This window comes from Persicimonas caeni (assembly GCF_006517175.1).
GTDB classification, from domain to species: domain Bacteria; phylum Myxococcota_A; class Bradymonadia; order Bradymonadales; family Bradymonadaceae; genus Persicimonas; species Persicimonas caeni.
In genome coordinates this window covers 5,045,756-5,067,346 of sequence record NZ_CP041186.1, presented here as the reverse complement: position 1 = coordinate 5,067,346, position 21,591 = coordinate 5,045,756, and the positions used below count along the sequence as shown (strand labels likewise).

At 66.6% G+C, this 21,591-nt stretch carries 13 protein-coding genes; 8 read left to right on the top strand and 5 right to left on the bottom strand.

Features of this window, described 5'->3' with window-relative positions; translation table 11 throughout:
- Positions 1–36: 36 nt before the first annotated feature.
- The 3 genes from FIV42_RS18710 to FIV42_RS18700 are packed head-to-tail and all read left to right on the top strand — an operon-like array spanning position 37 to position 3,948.
- Positions 37–1,335: a Na+/H+ antiporter NhaA gene (locus tag FIV42_RS18710; RefSeq protein ID WP_141199160.1), complete on the top strand. Its 1,299-nt coding sequence runs from the start codon at positions 37–39 to the stop codon at positions 1,333–1,335.
- On the top strand, positions 1,332–1,964 hold the full coding sequence (locus FIV42_RS18705) for a hypothetical protein (protein WP_141199159.1): 633 nt from the start codon (positions 1,332–1,334) through the stop codon (positions 1,962–1,964). Before FIV42_RS18710 ends, FIV42_RS18705 begins: the two co-directional genes overlap by 4 nt.
- 10 nt (positions 1,965–1,974) lie before the next feature.
- Positions 1,975–3,948, top strand: coding sequence for an ATP-dependent DNA helicase (locus tag FIV42_RS18700; protein WP_222615265.1), 1,974 nt, complete (start codon positions 1,975–1,977; stop codon positions 3,946–3,948).
- A gap of 98 nt (positions 3,949–4,046) precedes the next feature.
- Here the strand turns inward: FIV42_RS18700 and FIV42_RS18695 are convergent, their stop codons facing one another.
- Positions 4,047–4,691: a hypothetical protein gene (locus tag FIV42_RS18695; protein ID WP_141199158.1), complete on the bottom strand. Its 645-nt coding sequence runs from the start codon at positions 4,689–4,691 to the stop codon at positions 4,047–4,049.
- 11 nt (positions 4,692–4,702) lie between these two features.
- Complete coding sequence (locus FIV42_RS18690) at positions 4,703–4,918, bottom strand: hypothetical protein (RefSeq protein WP_141199157.1); 216 nt, start codon at positions 4,916–4,918, stop codon at positions 4,703–4,705.
- A gap of 368 nt (positions 4,919–5,286) precedes the next feature.
- Between FIV42_RS18690 and FIV42_RS18685 the strand changes: the two genes are divergently transcribed.
- The 3 genes from FIV42_RS18685 (at position 5,287) to FIV42_RS18675 (ending at position 10,618) form a co-directional block, all read left to right on the top strand.
- Entirely contained in the window at positions 5,287–6,126 is an 840-nt protein-coding gene (locus tag FIV42_RS18685; protein WP_141199156.1) for a hypothetical protein, read from the top strand.
- A gap of 107 nt (positions 6,127–6,233) precedes the next feature.
- On the top strand, positions 6,234–7,022 hold the full coding sequence (locus FIV42_RS18680) for a hypothetical protein (protein ID WP_141199155.1): 789 nt from the start codon (positions 6,234–6,236) through the stop codon (positions 7,020–7,022).
- A gap of 32 nt (positions 7,023–7,054) precedes the next feature.
- Positions 7,055–10,618, top strand: a complete 3,564-nt coding sequence (locus FIV42_RS18675) for a serine/threonine-protein kinase (RefSeq protein ID WP_141199154.1) — start codon at positions 7,055–7,057, stop codon at positions 10,616–10,618.
- A gap of 13 nt (positions 10,619–10,631) precedes the next feature.
- Here FIV42_RS18675 and FIV42_RS18670 read toward each other — a convergent pair whose 3' ends face one another.
- The gene (locus FIV42_RS18670; RefSeq protein WP_141199153.1) at positions 10,632–11,603 is read right to left on the bottom strand and encodes an isoaspartyl peptidase/L-asparaginase; all 972 of its coding nucleotides are present in this window, start codon (positions 11,601–11,603) and stop codon (positions 10,632–10,634) included.
- 170 nt (positions 11,604–11,773) lie between these two features.
- Here FIV42_RS18670 and FIV42_RS18665 point away from each other — a divergent pair, with 170 nt between their 5' ends.
- Complete coding sequence (locus FIV42_RS18665) at positions 11,774–15,361, top strand: serine/threonine-protein kinase (protein WP_141199152.1); 3,588 nt, start codon at positions 11,774–11,776, stop codon at positions 15,359–15,361.
- A gap of 15 nt (positions 15,362–15,376) precedes the next feature.
- Here FIV42_RS18665 and FIV42_RS18660 read toward each other — a convergent pair whose 3' ends face one another.
- Positions 15,377–15,691: a hypothetical protein gene (locus tag FIV42_RS18660; protein WP_141199151.1), complete on the bottom strand. Its 315-nt coding sequence runs from the start codon at positions 15,689–15,691 to the stop codon at positions 15,377–15,379.
- 300 nt (positions 15,692–15,991) lie between these two features.
- Here FIV42_RS18660 and FIV42_RS18655 point away from each other — a divergent pair, with 300 nt between their 5' ends.
- On the top strand, positions 15,992–19,576 hold the full coding sequence (locus tag FIV42_RS18655; protein ID WP_313788402.1) for a serine/threonine-protein kinase: 3,585 nt from the start codon (positions 15,992–15,994) through the stop codon (positions 19,574–19,576).
- An 844-nt stretch (positions 19,577–20,420) separates the two neighbouring features.
- Here FIV42_RS18655 and FIV42_RS18645 read toward each other — a convergent pair.
- On the bottom strand, positions 20,421–21,146 hold the full coding sequence (locus FIV42_RS18645) for a hypothetical protein (RefSeq protein ID WP_141199149.1): 726 nt from the start codon (positions 21,144–21,146) through the stop codon (positions 20,421–20,423).
- Positions 21,147–21,591: the final 445 nt, after the last annotated feature.

Sequence of the window (21,591 nt, the reverse complement as noted above, 5' to 3'; positions counted from 1 at the left end):
TCTCCCGACGACGTCTGGATTGAATCGATGATACAGATGGATATTCTCAAGAGCAGTTTCAAACTCCTGCGCGATTTTTCGGCCTTCTTGCTCTTCGGCACGGTCGTCGCGCTCATTTGGGCCAACCTCGACCCCGACACCTACAAGGCGGTGATGGACGCGCCCCTGTCGGTGCTCTTCGCCAGCGGCGTCGAAGGAGCCATGGAGTGGATGAAGACCGAGTACGATCCATCCAAGCACCCGGTCAGCTTCCACTTTGTGGTCAACGACATCTTCATGGTCCTCTTCTTCGGCATCGCCGGAAAAGAGGTCTCCGAGAGTTTCCTGCCCGGTGGTGCGCTGTCGAGCCTCAAGAAAGCAGCCATGCCGGCCATCGCCACTGCCGGCGGCGTGCTCGGCCCGATCGCAGCGTTCTTCGCGCTGCACGCCGCGCTGGGCCTCTCCCCCGACTTGGCCAAGGCCGCCTGGGCGGTGCCCACGGCGACTGATATCGCCTATTGCTGGCTCTTCGCCGGCCTGATCTTCGGACGCGCCCACCCGGCGGTCACCTTCCTTTTGGTGCTCGCCGTGCTCGACGACATGATCGGCATGATGATCATCGCCGTCTATTACACCCCCGAGGTCCACATCGAGTGGCTCGGCCTGGTGGTGCTGGCGATGGCGATCTGTGAGGGCATGCGCCGCATGGGCGTCAAAAACTTCTGGCCCTACGCCATCATCGGCGGCGTGCTGTCGTGGATCGGTCTGCACAACACCGGCGTGCACGCTGCGCTGGCGCTAGTGCCCATCGTGCCGTTCATGCCGCACGGCGAGCGCGACGCTGGTCTGTTCGAGTCCGCCGAGGAGGAGAGCGCGCATCACGACGACACGATGAACCACTTCGAGCACTTCTTCGCGCCCATCGTCGACGTCGGCCTGCTCGCCTTCGGTCTGGCCAACGCCGGCGTGTTCCTCAGCGGCGAGTCCTTCGGCGGCGGCGCCACCTGGGCCATCTTCGGCGCCCTGCTTTTGGGCAAGACCTTCGGCATCTTCGGCTTCTCGTGGGTCGGCAGCAAATTCGGCCTCAGCCTGCCCAAGCCGATGACGCTCCCCCAGACCCTCGTGCTCGGCTGCGTGGCCGGCATCGGCTTTACGGTGGCGTTGTTCGTGACCACCGTCGCCCTCGGTCTGGCGCCCGCGCAGGGTTGGGAGCTTCCGCCGGGCACCGGCGACATGCTCAAGCTGGGCGCGCTGCTTAGCTTCGCGGCCGGCCCGATCGCCTGGATCATGGCCATCATCATGAAGGTCGAAAAGATCCACCCGGAACCGGGTCAAGCAACGGGGCACGGGCATTGAGCGACGAGCTCACCATCCCCGCCACGCTGATTCGGCGAGAGAAGTACGCCCCCGCCTGGGGCGTACTTCTCAAGCCCATCGAAGCCCTCATCAGCTTCTTTCCCTCCCACCGCGCCACCAAAAAAGGCCGCCAAAACGCCAAGCAGATCCGCGTGCTCATCTTGGGCATCGGCCTGGCGATCATGATCTTCGGCGGCGAGCTCGGGCTGATTCTCCTGGGCGCCGCCATCATGGCGTCCGCCCTCTTTTTGCCGATGTCCGAGATCACCAAGCGCAGCCTCCTCGGCCGCCTCAAGCGCGCCCGTACCCAGCAGGTACGTGACGCCAAGACCCAGGGCGAGCTCGTCCACGACGGCAAGCGCTTCATCCTGCGCGAAGACGGCAAAAAGCTTCGCCGCGTGCTCGTCGACCGCGGCGAGCATAGCCTCGAGCTTCGCCGCCGCGGCGAGTCGCCCTGCATTGGGGTGCGTCCTCCGTCGGGCCGCAAGGCCGAATCGATCTGGGTCTGCTCCCCTGGCCACGGCTCGACACCCGAGGAAGCCCAAGAAATCAGCGGCGAGGACGTTGACATTTGGGCTCATGTCACGCCAAATGACTGGGACGAGATCTGGAAACTACTGAACAAATAGATAGTTCAGCGTGACACAATCTATCGACGACATTCTGGGCAAGGGCGGACTCCTCAGCGAGGTCCACGCCAACTACGAGTACCGCGAGCAGCAGGTCGAGATGGCCAGCGCCATCCAGCGCGCCCTCGACAAGCGCCGCCCGCTGATCGTCGAGGCCGCCACGGGCACCGGCAAGACGCTCGCTTATCTGGTCCCGTCGCTGTTGTCGGGCAAGCGCGTCGTCGTCTCCACCGGCACCAAGGCCCTGCAGGGCCAGCTCTTCAACAAGGACCTGCCCTTTTTGCAAAAGCACTGGCACCGTCCCTTCAAGATGGTCCAGCTCAAGGGGCGGCGAAATTACCTGTGCCTGCAGCGCTTCAAGGAGATGCGCGACCGCCCGCGGTTTCGAAACCGCGAGGACGCCAAGCACTGGCCCAAGATCATGCAGTGGGCCAACAAGACGACCACCGGCGACCGCGCCGAGATCGAGGGACTTCCCGACGACTACGCCGCCTGGAGCGACCTGTCGGTCGGCTCGGAGGGCTGCCTGGGCCAGAAATGCCCGTTCTACGAAGAGTGCTTCATCTTCGAGGCGCGTGAGCGCGCCCAGCACGCCGACATCATTGTCGTCAATCACCACCTCTTCTTCGCCGACCTCGCCCTGCGCGACGTCGGCTTCGGCGAGATCTTGCCCGAGTACGACGCGGTCGTCTTCGACGAGGCCCACCATCTCGAGAACGTGGCCACCTCGTATTTCGGCATGCAGGTCTCGAACTGGCGCTTCAAAGACCTGATCGGCGACATCCGCCGCACCCTCGACGGCGAGGACATCGACGACGTCGACGTCGACGAGGCGCTACGCGAGTTATCGACGGTCTACACCGACTTCTTCACCCACGTGAGCTTCGGGCTCTACGACGGGCGCTACGCCCTCGAAGAAGTCCTCGACGGCTCGCAGTCCGAAAAGATCTCGGAGGCCCACCTCGAGCTGCGCGACGCGCTGAGCGATCTGCACAACGCCGTGTCGGCGCTCTCGGACCTGGGCGAAGGCGGCAAACGCCTGGCCGAACGCTGCCTCGAGATCAAGCTCGACGTCCAGATGATCTTGGCCATGGAGAAGAGCCGCTACGCCTACCTCGTCGAAAAACGAGACAGCGGCGTCTTCTTGCAGGCCTCGCCCATCAACCTCGCGTTTTTGCTGCGCCACAAGCTTTTGAACACCCACGACACCCTCGTGTTCACCTCGGCGACGCTGACCACCGGCGGCCACTTCGACTTCTTCAAAAAGCGCATGGGGATGACCGTCCCCGACAAAAAGGAGTACGAGGTCGACGAGCTCATCTTGGAGCCGGTCTTCGACTACGGCGAGCAGTGCGCGCTGTATATCCCCAAAAAGCTCCCGGCGCCGAACTCCGACGACTTCGCCGACAACGTCGCGCTGATCGTCGAGTACCTGACCAACGTGACCGAGGGCCGCGCGTTCGTGCTCTTTACGAGCTACTCGAACATGAACGCGGTGCACGAGCTGCTCGAGTACAAGCTCGACTACCCCATCCTCAAGCAGGGCGACGCGCCCAAATCCGAGCTGTTGGACAAGTTTCGCAAGGACACCCACTCGGTGCTCTTCGCCACGAGCTCGTTCTGGGAGGGCGTCGACGTCGAGGGCGAGGCGTTGAGCCTGGTCATCATCGACAAGCTCCCCTTCGCCAACCCCTCCGACCCGCTCACCCGCGCTCGCCTCGACGACATCGAGGCCCGCGGCGGCAACTCCTTCCGCGACCTGTCGATGCCCTCGGCCGCGCTGACGCTCAAGCAGGGCTTCGGCCGCCTGATTCGCTCGCGCACCGACACCGGCATCGTGGCGATTCTGGACTCACGCATCGCCAACAAGAGCTACGGCAGCTACTTTTTGAATTCGCTTCCGCCCGCGCCGATCGCGTGGACGGCCCCACAGGTGAAGGGGTGGTGGATGAGTAAGGCGAGCGAAAGAGCCAAAAGCGAATGAGCGAAAGTGGATGAGCGAAAGTGGATGAGCGAAAAAGCTAAGGAGTGAAGAAGCTAAGGAGTGAACTCACTTTTTTACTCTTTTACTTTTTCACTCTTTCACTCTTTCGCTCCCTTGGCCTTTTTGAGCCGATTCCCCAACCGCACATCCAAATACGCGCGCAAGAACTCCTCCTGCTCGAGCAGCGAGCAGCCGACGAGTTCGAGCCAGATGGCGTCGCCGCCCTCGCGGGCGAATTTGCGCGGGAAGGTCTGGCGCGGCCAGATGACGTTGGTGGTGCCGGGGACGTAGAGCTGCTGCTCTTCTTCGATCATCTCGACGAACTCGAGGCCCTCGCCGCCGCGCCCGTAGAAGGCGCCGACATCCGAGGCGACCAGGCAGCCGTCCTTGGTGAGCTTGAGCAGGGCGTGGGAGTTGTCGACGAAGACCGTGTGGCGCTCGACGACCTCGCCGGCTGCGTTGCGCACCACCAGTTGCGACTCCCCGCCGACCACGTCGACCGCGCGGGCGTCCTCCGGGGGCACTTCGACGCTCTCGCGCTCCTCGACGGTCACCTCGAGCGGTTCGTCGCCCATATTGAGCAGGTAGACCTGCGCGTTGCCGTACATGATCTGGCGATAGCCGAACCAGCCGGCGCCGGAGAGATAGCCCACCGCGCCGACGGCGGCGATGCCGACGATGACCGACACGGCGACGATGAGGTAGCCGAGTTTGCTCTTACCGCTATTTTCCAATTCAGACACTTCAGATTACCTCAATCCGGCAAAAGTCCAGCCGCTCCGCCCTCTTCGGACAACTGCGGCGGGCCGTCTTTTTTCCGGGAGGTCAACACCGCCACGCCCGCCGTCAGGATGAAGGCGGGCTTGGAGACGAGGAAGAGCACGGCGATGTCGGTGGGCGACATCGCCATCAACTTCTTGATCACTCCGAAATAACTCGCGCTTTGCAATAAGGCTTCGATATGTTCCATCGCCGATCGCCTGGCCCCGATGGGATGGTGAATGTCCCGGGAAGCGCACCGTTTGCGCCCCTGTTATAAGATGGGGAGAAATCGTGTAGGTTTCAACTTCAGAATTGAACGTGGCGGCTTGGCGGCGCCCCCATCCGCCCTTCGCTTCGCTACGGGCACCTTCCCCCGGGGGGAAGGGATGCCCTTGCGAAGAGCAACGTAGTCCAGAATAGCTAAGGCAACCCTTCCCCCCGGGGGAAGGTGCCGAGCGCGCAGTACAGCGCGAGGCGGATGGGGGGCGCCACAAAGCTGCCACGTCTCAACTCGCTACAGCGCGAGGCGGATGGGGCGCCCCAAGAAAAGCAACACCCACAACTTCGAATCAACTCATGCAACACGTCTCCTTAAAGCTACTCATCCTCATCTTGGCAGCGCTCCCCCTCACCGCCTGCCAGCCCGAGGACAAAGACGCCGAGCTCAAACGCCGGCTCGAAGCCCAGGCCAAGGAGCGCCCGCCGCGCGCCTCGATGAGCTTCGGCTATATCCACGAGCTCGAGGACCTCGAGCCGGGCGGCCCGGTCACGCTGACGACCGACGCAGGCGCCGAGATCGAGATTCAGGAGGCGTACCTGGTCGTCTCGGGCATCGAAGCGCACCTGTGCGAGCCCGAGCAGGCGTCCAAAGGGAGCAGCCTCGAAGAGCTATTCATCGGCACGGCCTGGGCGCACGTGCCCAGTTCGGCGACGCGGCTGGGGACGCCGTTCGTCGAAGACCTGCTCGCCGAGGGCAAGGCGCGCATCGTCGGCGAGATCGCCCCGCCGCTGGGCGACTACTGCCGAATCTACGCGGTCGTCTCGCCGGCCGACGACGACGTGCGCAACCTGAGCGCGCTCGACACCGCCGACATCGTCGGAAAGAGCCTCCTCTTGCGCGGACGCTTCCGCACCGGCGCCGACGCCGAGTGGCAGACCTTCTCCTCGTCCTCGGACGCCCGCGACGTCGTCCCCCTCGAGGCCATCGACCCGTCGACCGGCGCCACCCCGCTGCGCCTCGAAGACCCGTCGCAGAGCAAGATGATCCTGCTCGACAAGACCGTCACCCCCGCGCTATTCGCAGGCTTGACGCCCGAGCAACTCGCCGGGTCGTCCGAGGCCGACGCGACCGCGGCCCAAACGGTGCTCGAGCGACTCGAAAAACAACTGCGCATTCGCAAGTTCAAACGCCCCTAAACTGCGATTTCACCACGGTGCACACGGGGCCACGGAGAGAAAAAGTAGTTCCCCGTGCTCACTGTGTTCTCCGTGGTGAATCACGCCCCATAGCCACCACTCACACCATGCAACATACAGACAAAGCCACACCAGATTCGTTCGTCGGCGTCGCCCCGGTCAGTTGGGGGCTCGAGAACACCGACGTGCTCACCGAAACCCACGCCGTGCATTGGCAGGAGGAGGCGACTTACGAAGTCGAGCCCGTCGAGGGTGAAGAGGGCGTCCTCGCCCGCGGTCGCGTCGTCTTCGAAGACGGCGTCGAGGCCGTGCTCGTCGTCGAGGAGCCGCTCGAGCAGTTGCACACGCTCGCGGGCACCAGCAAGGAGCCTTACACGCCCACCGAGGTGGTCATGCTCAAGGAGCACAAGGCCTCGTGGCGCTTTGTGGTCAAGGGCGGCTCCAAGCGCGGCACCGACGCGGCCCGCCACTTCGCGCGCATCGCCAGCACGATGATCGAGGCGGGCGCCGCCGGCATCTTCATGCCCGGCGTGGTCACGCTGCACTCGCCGCGGTTCATCAAGGTCATCACCATGGACCTCGACCAGACCCAGAACCTGGCCAACCTGTGCGTGCACGCCTGGCACGAAGAGGGTTGGATGGCCACCCGCGGGTTGACCGCCTTCGGCCTGCCCGAACTCGAGACGCCCATCGACGAGGGGATGAACGCCGCCTACTTCCGCCTCATGGACATTGCCGCGGGTATGATCGCCCAAAACAAGGCCTTCCCCGACGGCTCGAAGCTGTCGGTCGGCCCCAAAACCTACAAGCTGGCCGACGGCCAAGAGGGCCCGCGCGACGAACAAGTGCCTTTTTCTGGCACATTTGGCGTGCAGACCATCGCTCCTTTTGGTTAAATAGCTTTACTCCGTCATTAACCCGCAGTGACTTGACCGCTACCGACACCGACGCCGCGATCGCCCGACTGGGCCCCTTCGACCTGCTCGCCTTCCTCGGTCAAGGGGCCATGGGGCAGGTTTGGCGTGCGCGTCATCGCGCCCAAGGCGTACCCGCGGCGATCAAGGTCGTCACTGAAAGGCGCGCGCGGCTCCCCGACTACCGGCGCCATTTTCGCCAGGAGACGCGCGCGGTCGCCGGGCTGAGCCACCCCGGGCTGATCACGGTCTTCGACTATGGCGAGGTCTCCCGCGAGGTCGAGGAGGCGACGTACGGCGCGCTCCGCGCCGGGAGCCCCTACCTGGCGATGGAGCTCTGCCCGAAGGGTTCGCTTGCAGACATCGATCGCCAATTTCCCTTCGTGTCCATCCGCTCGATCCTCTTGTCGCTCCTCGACGCCCTCGCCCACGCTCATGCTCGCGGCGTCGTCCATCGCGACATCAAGCCGGCCAATATTTTGTTAGGCGACGTCTCGCTGGGCGACGACGCTGACTGGACCGGCATCAAATTGACCGACTTCGGCCTGGCGTTTGTCGCCGAGGGCCTCGACGGCGCCCCCCGCGCCGCCTGCGGCACACCGGCGTTCATGTCCCCCGAGCAGTTTCGCGGCCACTGGCGAGACATCGGCCCCTGGACCGATCTCTACTCCATCGGATGCCTCGCCTACTACCTGACCTGCGGCGAGCCGCCCTACCGGGGCAGATCGATCGTCGAAGTCGCCAAGAAGCACCTGCGCGCCCCCGTCCCGCGCCTCGAGCCGCGCATCGCGGTCCCCGAGGAGTTCGAGGCCTGGGTGCGACGGCTGCTCCAGAAAAACCCGCTCGAGCGCTACCAAAACGCGGCCGACGCCGCGTGGCCCCTGCTCAAAATGAGCCCGCTCGACGATCGTCAGGACTACGAGGGCAGCTACGACGTCGGCTCACGGCCGAGCACGCTTGTGCTGCAGCCGCTCGAGAACCTGCTCCACTCGACCGACACCGACGAGCTGCTATACGCCACCAGCCCCGAAGTCGGCGAGCCGCCCGCGTCGAGCCCACCGCAGGACGCGGCCCCGCTGCTCGAGCCGACGCCGGCGCCGCTGGCGAGCGATTGGCAGCAGATCAAAGACCATCGCCCCTCATTGCAGCTCTTGGGAGCCGGCCTCGGCCTGTACGGGCTTCGCCATATCCCGCTGGTCGGCCGCCACGACGAGCGCGACGCGCTGTGGTGCACCCTCGCCGAGACCTTTCAGACGCGACAGCCGCGCGCGGCGCTCGTTCGCGGGCCGTCCGGGGTGGGAAAGAGCTCTTTGGCGCAGTGGCTGTGCGAGCGCGCCCAAGAGACAGGCGCGGCGATTTGCCTGCGGGCTCGTCACGGGCGCAACACCAGCGGCGGCGAGGGGCTTCGCACGATGCTCGCCCGGCATTTTCGCACCGCCGGCCTCGACCGCGCCGAGGTCCTCGAGCGGCTTCGCGACTGGTTCCGAGCGCGCGGCGTCGACGACCCCTACAAGCCCGACGCGCTCGCCGAGATCCTCTCGCCTGCGACCGAGGCCGACGTCGACGCGGGGCAGCGAAAGATCCAGTTCGCCCGCCCCGAGCAACGCTACGCGCTCGTGGCGAGTGTCCTCGGCCTCATCGCCCGCCGCCGCGCGGTCATCGTCTGGCTCGACGACCTGCAGTGGTCGGCCGACAGCCTCGCCTTTCTTCGCTTCTGCCTCGACAGCGACGTGTGCGTCGACCTGCCGCTCGTCGTCGTCGGCACCGTGCGCGACGAGGCGATCGCCGACGACACGCGCACCCAGGCGCGCCTCGCTCGCCTCGCCCTCGACGACGCCGTCACCCACGTCGAGCTCGGCCCGCTCACCTCGCACGAGCAGGCCGACTTCATCGAAAAGCTGCTCTACCTCGCCCCCCCGCTGGCCCGCCGAGTGGCCGACCGCACCGGCGGAAACCCTCTCTTCGCCGTCCAACTCGTGGGCGACTGGGTCGATCGCGGCGTGCTCGAGGTCGGCGAGCGAGGCTTCGTGCTCGCCGACGACGAGCAGGCGCCGGTGCCCAACAGCATCTTCGACGTCTGGTCGAGCCGCCTCGACGAACTCCTCGACGACGACGAACCGAACCTCCACGCCCTCGAACTCGCCGCGGTGCTGGGCCAGGAGGTCGACGAGAACGAGTGGAGCGCCTGCTTGAACCTCGCGTCCCTCTCGTTCCCGACGCGCGTCGTCCAGTCGCTGCTGCAACAGCGGCTGCTCGAGGAGACCGACACCGGCGTTCGCTTCACGCACGGCATGCTGCGAGAGACGCTCGTGCGTCGCGCCAGGGAAGGCGCGCGCTGCGTCGCGCACAATCGCGTTTGCGCCGCCATGCTCCAGGCGCGCTACGCCGACGAGCCCCAACTCGCCGAGCGCCTCGGCCGCCACCTCTTGGCCGCGCAGGCCTACCGAGACGCCCTCGCTCCGCTGTACGAGGGCGCCATGCGCTGCGGCAACGCCGCCGAGTTCGACCGATGCCTCACGCTCCTCGACCTGCGCTGCGAGGCGATCGACCGCATCGAATCGCCCTCGCTGGCCCGACGCGCGAGCGCCGAAAACCAGGCCCTCCGCGGCTTGACCAAGGCCGTGCTCGGCAAGCGCGAGCTGGCCACGACCTTCGCTCGAGCCGCGCTCGAGGAGGCCGAGGCGCTCGACGACCCCTGCCTGGTCGCCACCTGCTGCTACCGCCTCGCGCAGACCTATCTATTCTTGAACGACTTCGACGCCTGCCTCCCCCTGCTCGCCCGGGGCAGCGACCTCGTCGAGGAGCACGACTGCGAGCGACGTCTGTTGATGGATCTCGAAGGGGTCACCGGCCAGGCGCTCGCCCGGCTGGGCCGCGCCGACGAGGCGATCGAGCATCTGTACCGCGCCCGCGACATTGCCGACACCATCGGCAGGACGCTCAAACTCGACAATATCTTGTGGGCGCTGGGAAGCTGCGAGCGACACCGCGGGAACCTGGCCGAAGCCGAGACGCTGCTCGAAGACGCCATCGCCCGCGGCGAGCAGCTCGGCCACCAGATGACCGTGGCCCGCGCGCTCGTCTCGCTGGGCGACGTCGTCCGCCTGCAAGGCCGCCTCGACGACGCCGCCGAGCTCTATCGCCGTGTGCTCGACTACGGGCACAGCGAACGCCAACACGAGACGCTCATCGGCCGGCTCAACCTCGCCCTCGTCGCGATTCAAACCGGCGACTTCGACGAGGCCGCCCCCCTCCTCGACCGACTCGAAGAGCTGTACGAGGAACGCCAAAACCGCACGATGCTGCTCTACGTCGCCGTCATGAAGCTCGCCTGCCTCGCCGACCGCGGCGCGTGGGCCGCGCTCGACGCCCACGTCGACCACGTACAGCGAGAGCTCGACGACACCCAACTCGTCGACGCCGACGTCGCCATCTGTCTCGACGCCGCCGCACGCCTCTGCTCCACCGCCAACCAACCCCACCACGCCCGACGCCTCTACGAGGCCGCCGCCCACCAATGGGAAGCCGCCGGCGCCCACGAAAAAGCCCACGCCACCCGCAAAAAACTACCGCAATGACCGCCAACGCGGTTCACACCCCCTGCAGAGCCCCCAACACCCCCACAATCGTTCCGCCCGGCAACGAAATCGTATCCCCCACCTCGTCGCCCACCCGGTACGCCGCCAGCAAGATATCGCTCGTCTTGCCCCAGCCGATGCGGCCCTCGTGGTCGATGGCGATCGCCCCGAAGCTGTATTGTTTGGCCTCGCTCTCGTCGAACGACTTTCGAAGCGCCTCCTCGAGGCTCATGCCGTCGGCCACGCGAACGCAGATCCGCGCGCTCAAACACGCGTCGATGATATGCTCGCCGATGCCCGTGGCGCTGACCGCGCAGTGGGCGTCGGCGTAGTTGCCCGCGGGCATCGCCGAGTCGCTCACCCGCCCGACGCGCTCGAAGCCGCGCCCGCCGGTCGACGTCCCCGCGCTCAGCTTGCCGTCCTTATCGAAGGCGACCACGCCGATGGTGCCGCGGCCTCGATCGTCGGGCTCGTCTTGCTCGGTTCGATCCTCCTGGGCGACGACCTCCACCGCCTGCTTCGAAAACCCGCGCTCCCGCTCGCGGATCCACTGGCGAAAGCGCCGCTCGACGATCGGATCGTGCGGGGGCACGCCCAGCTCGCGCATCAACTCCTGCGCCCCCGCCCCGTCGAGCACCCGATCGCGCTCGCCCTGCAGGTGCTCGGCGAGCTCGACCGGATGCGCCAGGCGCATCGCGTTGATCACCCCGCTGAAGCTCTGCGTGGCGCCGTCCATCAAAGACGCGCTCATGCGCACCTGTCCGTCCGACTGGATCGCCGAGCCGGTCCCCGCGTTGAACGTCGGGTCCTCCTCGAGGCGCCGACACCCCTCGACGACCGCCTCGAAGGCCGACGCCCCGTCGAGCAGCATCTCGTAGACCGGGTCGATCACCGCGTACAACGCCTCGCGCACCCGGTCGCCGCGCGACGGATCTTTGAGCGCGCTCCCCGCGCCGCCATGAATGATGAGTCGGGGTTGTGCCATCACAGCTCCTCCTTTCCTCGAGTTTGGTGGGTTACAGGCAAGCACTATCGAGCAACACCGCCCATCCGATCAATCTCTCGCTTTCCAATCTCTCGCCTTCCAATCTATTACTTGGCAAATCGAATCTGATCCCCGATCCTTGCTACGCACCATCTTTTGCAAGTGACGCCGTGGCTTCGAACGTTCCAGACAATCGACGACTCACCCCTATCGCCCAGCTCGGCCCCTTCGACCTGCTCGAGTTTTTGGGCAAGGGCGCCATGGGACAAGTTTGGCGCGCTCGCCACCGCGAGCAGGACGTCCCCGCCGCCATCAAGGTGGTCACCGAGGCGCGCGCCCAGCACGAAGATTACGGACGCCAATTTCGCCAGGAGGTTCGCGCCGTCGCCGGCTTGAGCCACCCCGGCGTGGTCATGGTCTTCGACTACGGCCAAATCCCCCCCGAAGTCGAAGAGGCGACGCTGGGCGAGCTGCGCGCCGAACGCCCGTACCTGGCCATGGAGCTGTGTCCCCGGGGCTCGCTGGCCGACATCAAGCGCCAGCTCTCCTTTCGGTCGATCCGCTCCATCCTCTTGTCGCTGCTCGACGCCCTGGCCCACGCCCACGCTCGCGGCGTGGTCCACCGCGACATCAAGCCGGCCAATATCCTGCTGGGCGACGACACCGACTGGACCGGCGTCAAGCTGACCGACTTCGGGCTCGCCTTCGTGGCCGAGCGCGTCGACGACGCGACCACCCGCGGCGCCTGCGGCACGCCCGCGTTCATGTCCCCCGAGCAATTTCGCGGACGCTGGCGAGACGTCGGCCCCTGGACCGACCTCTACTCCATCGGGTGCCTGGCCTATTACCTGGTCTGCGGCGAGCCGGTCTACGTGGGCCGCTCCATCGTCAAGGTCGCCAAGAAGCACCTGCGCGCCCCCGTCCCGCGCCTGAAGCCGCGCATCGCGGTGCCCGACGAGTTCGAGGGCTGGGTGCGACGGCTCATCCAGAAAAACCCGCTCGAGCGCTTTCGAAACGCCGCCGACGCCGCCTGGCAACTGTTGTTGATGAGCGAGCCCGACGAGGACGCGCCCACCGACGCCGACGCCGAGTACAGCTTCGACTCGCGGGCGAGCACGCTGGTGCTCAAGCCCTTCGACAACCTCCTGGTTTCGACCGGGCCGGGGCGCGCGCTTCGAAGCTCGGCGCCCGATTTCGACAAGCAGCTGGCCGGGCACGTGCGACCCACCGACGCCCCGCTCATCGAGGCCACGACCGCCCCCTTGTCGACGAGCTGGCAGCACATGGTCGGCCGACGCCCCTCGATCCGGCTGCTGGGCGCCGGCCTCGGCCTCTACGGGCTGCGCCATATCCCGATGGTCGGCCGCGAAGGCGAGCGCGACGCCCTGTGGAACACGCTCTGCGAGGCCATCGAGACCCGCAGCCCCCGCGCCGCGCTCGTTCGCGGCCCGTCGGGCGTGGGCAAGAGCTTTTTGGCCCAGTGGCTCTGCGAGCGCGCCCTCGAATCGGGCGCGGCCGTCCACCTGCAGGCCACCCACAGCCCCAACCCCGGCGGCGCCGAGGGCCTGCCGCGCATGCTCGCGCGCCACTTTCGCGCCGCCGGCCTCGACCGCGCCGACCTCGTCGCCCGGCTGCGCGACTGGTACCGCTCGCGCGGGGTCAACGACGCCTACGAGTGGGACGCGCTGGCCGAGCTTATCTCGCCGGCGACCGAAACCGACGTCGCCCGGGGCCAACGCAAGATCCAATTCGCCCGGCCCCAGCAACGCTACGCGCTCGTCGCCCGCCTGCTCGAGCTGATGGCCCAGAAGCGCGCGGTGATCGTGTGGCTCGACGACCTGCAGTGGTCGACCGACAGCCTCGCCTTTTTGCGCTTCTGCCTCGACAGCGAGCTGTGCGCCCGGCTGCCCATCTTGCTGCTCGGCACCATCCGCGACGAGGCGCTGGCCGACGAATCCGTCGCTCACTCCAAGATCGCCGAGCTCGCCGTCGACGAGACCATCACCCACGTCGGCCTCGACCCGCTCTCCAAGCACGAGCAGGCCGACCTGATCGAAAAGCTGCTCTACCTGTCGCCCGCCCTGGCCCGCAAGGTCGCCGATCGCACCGGCGGCAACCCCCTCTTTGCAGTCCAGCTCATCGGTGACTGGGTCGACCGGGGCGTGCTCGAGGTCGGCGAGGAGGGCTTCGTGCTCGCCGACGGCGAACACGCCCAGATCCCCGACGACATCTTCGACGTCTGGTCGAGCCGCCTCGACGAGGTCCTGGCCGACGCCGACGACGCGACGATGTGCGCCCTCGAGCTCGCCGCCGTGCTCGGCATGGAGGTCGACGACGACGAGTGGCGAGCTTGCCTCGACGAAGCCGGCTGGGCCTACCCCGAGGCGGCCACGCAAACCTTGTTGCAACACAACCTGCTCGAAGACGCCGACACCGGCATCCGCTTCGTCCACGGCATGCTGCGCGAGTCACTCGAGCGCCGCGCCGAGCAACACGACCGGCTGGTCGCCCACCACTTCATCTGCGCCCAGGTCCTCCAACGCCTGTACGACGACGAACCCCAACTCGCCGAGAGGCTCGGCCGTCACCTGTTGGCCGCGGAGTCCTACCAGGAGGCGCTCGAGCCGCTGCTCGAGGGGGCGAAGGCGCGCGGCAATGCGATGGAACTCGACGTTGCGCTCGTGCTCCTCGACCTGCGCCTGGCGGCCATCGACGCGCTCGAACTTCCTCAAAACGCGGCCCCCAGGGTCCACAACCAGGCGCTTCGTGCCCTTACGGAGGCAGTGCGAGGCAATCACTCGGAGGCCGAGCAACTCGCTACACAAGCGCTCGAACTTGCCGAAAAGACCGAAGATCCTCTTCTGGTCGCCACCTGCTCTTTTCGCCTCGCCCAGTGCCATCAGTTTCAGGGCAATCAGGAAGCCGCGCTGCCCTTACACGAGCGAGCCAAGGAGCTCGTGCGACAGGTGGGTGGCCACGACCACCTTCTCCTGCAAATCGACGACGCGCTTGGCATCGCGCTGATCCGGGTGGACCGGCTCGACGAAGCCGCCGAATTGCTCGAGCAGGCGCGTCGACGAGCAGCCGAGCAAGACAAAGAAGTCGTCGAGATTTCCATCCTGAGAAATCTCGGCAGTTGCGAGCGCAGGCGCAGCAATCTCGACGCCGCCGAAGCTTGGCTTCGAGAAGCGCTTCAGTGGAGCAAAGAGATGGGCAGCAACCTCCATAGTTGCACCATTCTCTTCTCTCTCGGCGATGTGGTGAGGCTACAAGATAAGCCCGGTGATGCCGAGCAATTCTACGCAGCGGCTCTCGCCGAGTCGCAGACGTTGGCCCCCAACTTGGTGCCGGTTGCGAAACTCAACCTTGCATTCGTTTATCTGCAAACCCAACGCTTTCCTGAGGCTCGGACGGCTGCCGAAAAACTAATTGAAGAGTTCGAGCGGAACCGCAACGACAGTTATCTCCCTTACGCGCGCGCCGTCCTATTACCCTGTCTCGCACACGACGCCGACTGGAATGCATTCGAGACTCTGCTCGATGACCTGCTCGCCCAACTCGACGCGTCGGGAAGGTGCGACGCCGATCTGGCGATCCCCATCCAATTGGCCGGGGAGTTAGCCAGCAAAGCGGGACGCCGGGAAGTTGCTCGGAGAGCTCTGCGCTTCGCCGCGCTCCAGTGGGAGAAAGTCGGCGATGAAGCGCGCCAGCGCGCTACGCTCCAGAAGATGGAGACCATCTCCACTCCCTCCGCGTAGCGCGCCACCACCGATCTAGCAGTTGCTGTTGCGCGCATCGGCCGACACGAACGACGACAGACACGTGTAGAACGAGCCTCCAGTCGTCTCCACCAGGTACGTATCGTTGCTCACGAGTTCGTTAGCGCTATCCAAATAGTTGAGAGCATTGTCGACCCCAGAGTCATCTCCCTCCAAGATGAAGCATCCCCCAATATCAGCTTCAACGATCAGCCCATCGACACTATTCTTGACGCAGTAGTTGTAGAAGTCGTCGACGAACTGGTTGATATCCGACGTGCTCAGGTTGCTGTCGAACTCCGCTCGGTGATGTGCTCGCTTGAATGCCATACCGCTTACCTCCTGGCTGGGGTGGGCGCGCCCACGCGCACCTCACCTGAAAAAAAAACAAACTCCACGGGCCGTCAGGGCCCGCGATCGATCCATCCCCCCCTCACCGGGTGTAGCGTGATTCAGGCGAGGTAGGGTGCCGCTGCCAAAAAGCACACGTTTTTGTTGAAACCCTCGTTATTGGCAGCTTCGTTAAATGTACAGAAAGACCAGCCCCATCACAAACGCACTCTGCGCCCCTTGGCAATCACTGCCAGATCCCCGATTCTTAGCAATGCACTATCTCTTGCCAGTGACGCCGTGACTTCGAACGCACCAGACCATCGTTCTCCCAAACCCATCGCTCGGTTGGGGCCCTTCGACCTGCTCGAATTTGTGGGTGAGGGCTCTATGGGCCAGGTGTGGCGCGCGCGTCACCGCGAGCAGGGAGTGCCCGCCGCCATCAAGGTCGTCACCGAGGCGCGCGCCCTGCGCGAAGAATACAGGCGCCAATTTCGCCAAGAAGTGCGCGCCGTCGCCGGGCTGAGTCACCCGGGCGTGGTCATGGTCTTCGACTACGGCCAGCTCTCCCCCGAAGTCGAGGAGGCGACGCTGGGCGAACTTCGAGCTCAGAGCCCGTATCTGGCCATGGAGCTGTGCCCCAGGGGCTCGCTGGCCGACGTCGAGCGCCAGCTCTCCTTTGGGTCGATCCGCTCCATCCTCTTGTCGCTGCTCGACGCCCTGGCCCACGCCCACGCTCGCGGCATGGTCCACCGCGACATCAAGCCGGCCAATATCCTGCTGGACGACGTCTCGCAGCACGACAAGGCCGGCTGGACCGGCGTCAAGCTGACCGACTTCGGGCTCGCCTTCGTCGCCGAACGCGTCGAGGACGCGACCACCCGCGGGGCCTGCGGCACGCCCGCGTTCATGTCCCCCGAGCAGTTTCGTGGACGCTGGCGAGACGTCGGCCCCTGGACCGACCTCTACTCCATCGGGTGCCTGGCCTATTACCTGGTCTGTGGCGAGCCGGCCTACGCGGGCCGCTCCATCGTTCAGGTCGCCCAAAAGCACCTGCGCGCCCCCGTCCCTCGCCTGAAGCCGCGCATCGCGGTGCCCGACGAGTTCGAGGGCTGGGTGCGACGACTCCTTCAAAAGAACCCCCTCGAGCGCTTTCGAAACGCCGCCGACGCCGCCTGGCCGCTGTTGTTGATGGACGCGCCCGACGAGGACGCGCCGCGAGGCGACGCCTACGATTTTAGCGGCCAGGCCAGCACCCTGGTGCTCGCACCCTTCGACGAGCTGTTGAACTCGACGGGACCGGGACGCGCGATTCGAAGCTCGGCGCCCGTCCTCGACGAGCCGCCCCCGCCCACTCGACCGCCCGCCTCGGCGGGACCACTTCTGGACGCCGCCCCTGCCCCCTTGTCGACGAGCTGGCAGCACATGGTCGGCCGACGCCCCTCGATCCGGCTGCTGGGCGCCGGCCTCGGCCTCTACGGGCTGCGCCATATCCCGATGGTCGGCCGCGAAGACGAGCGCGACGCCCTTTGGAACACGCTCTGCGAGGCCATCGAGACCCGCAGCCCCCGCGCCGCGCTCGTTCGCGGCCCGTCGGGCGTGGGCAAGAGCTTTTTGGCCCAGTGGCTCTGCGAGCGCGCCCTCGAGTCGGGCGCGGCCGTCCACCTGCAGGCCACCCACAGCCCCAACCCCGGCGGCGCCGAGGGCCTGCCGCGCATGCTCGCGCGCCACTTTCGCGCCGCCGGCCTCGACCGCGCCGACCTCGTCGCCCGGCTGCGCGACTGGTACCGCTCGCGCGGGGTCAACGACGCCTACGAGTGGGACGCGCTGGCCGAGCTCATCTCGCCGGCGACCGAAACCGATGTCGCCCGGGGCCAACGCAAGATCCAATTCGCCCGGCCCCAGCAACGCTACGCGCTCGTCGCCCGCCTGCTCGAGCTGATGGCCCAGAAGCGCGCGGTGATCGTGTGGCTCGACGACCTGCAGTGGTCGACCGACAGCCTCGCCTTTTTGCGCTTCTGCCTCGACAGCGAGCTGTGCGCCCGGCTGCCCATCTTGCTGCTCGGCACCATCCGCGACGAGGCGCTGGCCGACGAGTCGGCCGCCCACTCCAAGATCGCCGAGCTCGCCGTCGACGAGACCATCACCCACGTCGGCCTCGACCCGCTCTCCAAGTACGAGCAGGCCGACCTGATCGAAAAGCTGCTCTACCTGTCGCCCGCCCTGGCCCGCAAGGTCGCCGATCGCACCGGCGGCAACCCCCTCTTCGCGGTCCAGCTCATCGGTGACTGGGTCGACCGGGGCGTGCTCGAGGTCGGCGAGGAGGGCTTCGTGCTCGCCGACGGCGAACACGCCCAGATCCCCGCCGACATCTTCGACGTCTGGTCGAGCCGCCTCGACGAGGTCCTGGCCGACGCCGACGACGCGACGATGTGCGCCCTCGAGCTCGCCGCCGTGCTCGGCATGGAGGTCGACGACGACGAGTGGCGAGCTTGCCTCGACGAAGCCGGCTGGGCCTACCCCGAGGCGGCCACGCAAACCCTGCTGCAACACAACCTGCTCGAAGACGCCGACACCGGCATCCGCTTCGTCCACGGCATGCTGCGCGAGTCACTCGAGCGCCGCGCCGAGCAACACGACCGACTGGTCGCCCACCACTTCATCTGCGCCCAGGTCCTCCAACGCCTGTACGACGACGAACCCCAACTCGCCGAGAGGCTCGGCCGTCACCTGTTGGCCGCGGAGTCCTACCAAGAGGCGCTCGAGCCGCTGCTCGAGGGGGCGAAGGCGCGCGGCAATGCCGGTGAATTCGACACCACGTTGACCCTCCTCGACCTACACCGTGATGCCATCGACGCGCTCCAGTTGCCCGAGATCTGCGCGCCCCGCGCGCAAAACGACATGTTGCGCGCCCACACGCTCTCCCTGCAGGCACAGCACCAGACAGCCATAGTGGCCGCCCAGCGCGCCGTCGACACCGCTCGACAACTCGACGACGCGCGCCTCTTGGCACGCACCCACTTTCGCCGCGCCAAGGTTCACCACATCCACGGCGATTACGACGCCGCGCTGGGCGACCTGGAGACGGCCCAGCGCTTCTTGGGCCCGTCGCAGACCGACGCCGAACTGGCCGGCGATATCGCCCAGGCCATGGGCGCCATCTTGCAGCGACTCGGCCGCTTCGATGAAGCCGTCGCCAAGCTCACCGAGTCGCTCGACTGCGCGGTGCCCGGCCGTCTGCTGTCTCGCTACTTTATTCTCGGAAGCTGTGAGCGTCGCCGCGGCAACCTCGACGCCGCGCAGACCCACCTGCAGCGCGCCCTCGAAATCTACCGCGAACTGGGCACCTATGTGCGCGGGGCTGAATTGCTGCTCGAGTTCGGCGAACTCGCCCGCATGCGCGGCGACTTGAGCGAAGCAAGCCGCGTCTACCGTCGCGTGATGAACCAAACAGCGCAAAGCGACCCCTCGATGAACTCGACGGCCAAGCTCAACCTGGCCCTGGTTCACCTGCAGCGCCGCCAATTTCACAGCGCCGAGCCGCTCGTGGAGCAAGTCCGCGAGGAGTTCGAGCGCGACAATCGCACACTGATGCTCGTGTACGTACGCGCCATGGAGCTGGTGGTCATGGCCAGCGCGGGCGATTGGAGCACTCTCGACCGCGCCACGCCCCATCTGATCGCCACCATCAGGACTCATAATCTGGTCGACGTCGACTTGGCGATCCTTTTCGAACTCGCCGGCGAGTTGTGTGTCGAACGCGAACAAACCGACTGCGCCAAGGCGCTGCTCGGCTTCGCCCGAGAGCAGTGGGTCAAGGTGGGCAACCAAGAACGAGCGAAGGCGACGCATCACGCGACCGAAAAACTCGAATCTGCCCGATAATTCGTCCGCTTGAATGCAATACCGCTTACCTCCTGGCTGGGGAGCGCGCCCACGCGCACCTCACACGTGCGGGGCCGGTCACGGACACGGACACGGTCACGGACACGGTCACGGTCACGGACACGAACACGGACACGAACACGGGCACGGTTACGGTCACGGGCACGGTTACGGTCACGGACACGAACACGAACACGAACACGGACACGAACACGAACACGGTCGCGGAGCCGGTCTCGGGTGCCGTAGCCGTGACCGTAGCCGTAGCCGTGACCGTAGCCGTAGCCGTAGCCGTGACCGTAACCGTAGCCGTAGCCGTAGCCGTAACCGTAGCCGTAGCCGTGACCGTAACCGTGGTCGCGGCTGTCGCAGGGGGGGTAACTCACTCGCAGGGGGTCGCGGCGCCCTCGCAGGGGGTCGCGGCGCCCTCGCAGGGGGTCGCGGCGCCCTCGCAGGGGGTCGCGGCGCCCTCGCAGGGGGTCGCGGCGCCCTCGCAGGGGGTCGCGGCGCAGTCGCCAAACCTGCCACGCTCGCCGCGACCGCCTCCATCGGGCCGCCGTCGTTGCGGCGGTGTCGAGGCACCTCGCGGCGGTGCCGAAGCACCTTGCGGCGCCCGCGCCGCGCTTGCGACCTGCGCGCCGTGCATCTCCAGCCGCCTCGCGGGCCTGCGGCGCCCGCGCCATGCTCGTCACGCGCGTCGCCGAGCACCTCCCGGCGTCCGGCGGGCCTGCGGCGCACGCGCCGTGCTTGCCGCGAGCGCTTACGCCGCCCCAAACAAAGAAGCCCCCGCACGGCAAAGTGCGGGGGCTTGCGGCGCTCGCGCCGTTGATGCATCGGGCGCCGATCAGGCCTCGGTCGGCTCCGGCTGGTCGCCGCCGGCGGGTGAGGGCTCCGGCTGGGGCAAGAACTCGGCGTAGATGGCGTCGAGCTCGACCAACAGCTCGGGGTGGTCGAGCTGGGCCATGCGCGCGGCGAGCTCGACGCGCTCGATGAACTCGAGGCATTGCACCCGCGCGGTACGGCGCTCGCGCGCCGCCTCGCGGGTCTCGCTGGTCTCTTCACCGTACGCATCGGACAGCTCGATGGAGCGCTCGCGCAACTGCTTGCACTCCTCGAGCACCCGGTCGAAGTGACCCATCGACCCGCGCAGCTCGTCGGCGTGACGGGTCAGCCCCGCCTCGAGGATCTGCAACGCCCGTCTCGCCCTCGGCAACGTGCGGATATCGGAGGCATGAGCCGTCGAGAAATCCTTGAGCACGTCGTCCAAATTCTCGTCCTCGAAATAAGCCAGCCGCACGCCCGACCGGGCCACGTCGGCCAACGGCCCGACCCGCGAGACCAACGCGTTCTTCTCGTTGGTCCAGGCGACGTCCTCGCGCCGCTCGGTCTGAAACTCGGCTTCCTGGCCATCGAGCAGCGCTGCTGCCGCGCGGCCGGCGTCGGCGCCGCCGAAATCGGCCGCGACAACACCCTCGAACTTCGCCTTATTGCGTCCGACCCACTGGGCAACCTCACGGGTCGCCAACACAAGGTCCGACACAGGCGTCTTCAAATCCGGTCCACTCGCCATAACGTTCTTCTCCTCACAAAAGGGGTTGAGGTTAGGAACAGCCCCCCATACAGGCTCGGGCTGCAGACTCTGACAATATAAATGGTGCCCCCCAGAAATACTCCGAGGGGGGGTGGGCGCGCAAGTCACGGTTACGATCACGATCACGATCACGATCACGGTTACGGTCACGGTTACGGTCACGGCTACGGACACGGTCTCGGACACGGTCTCGGTCACGGTCTCGGTCACGGTCTCGGGTGCCGGGGCCGGGGGCCGTACCGGTGCCGGACACCGTGTCCGTGACCGTAGCCGTCTCAGCAGGGCGCACGCCCTGCTCGTACACGTGCGGGGCCCGAGACGGACCCCGGCGGCCGGAGACGACCGCGCCCCTTCCCTGCTGCACGCACACCTGCCCGGGGCGCGCGGCGTCCTCGCCCGCCCTGGGGCGTCACCGCCCCAGCCG

Coding starts and splice junctions, on each gene's coding strand:
- FIV42_RS18685 (WP_141199156.1), top strand. CDS start 5,287: ATGCAACACGTCTCCTTAAAGCTACTCATCCTCATCTTGGCAGCGCTC.
- FIV42_RS18680 (WP_141199155.1), top strand. CDS start 6,234: ATGCAACATACAGACAAAGCCACACCAGATTCGTTCGTCGGCGTCGCC.
- FIV42_RS18670 (WP_141199153.1), bottom strand. CDS start 11,603: ATGGCACAACCCCGACTCATCATTCATGGCGGCGCGGGGAGCGCGCTC.
- FIV42_RS18645 (WP_141199149.1), bottom strand. CDS start 21,146: ATGGCGAGTGGACCGGATTTGAAGACGCCTGTGTCGGACCTTGTGTTG.
- FIV42_RS18690 (WP_141199157.1), bottom strand. CDS start 4,918: ATGGAACATATCGAAGCCTTATTGCAAAGCGCGAGTTATTTCGGAGTG.
- FIV42_RS18660 (WP_141199151.1), bottom strand. CDS start 15,691: ATGGCATTCAAGCGAGCACATCACCGAGCGGAGTTCGACAGCAACCTG.
- FIV42_RS18710 (WP_141199160.1), top strand. CDS start 37: ATGGATATTCTCAAGAGCAGTTTCAAACTCCTGCGCGATTTTTCGGCC.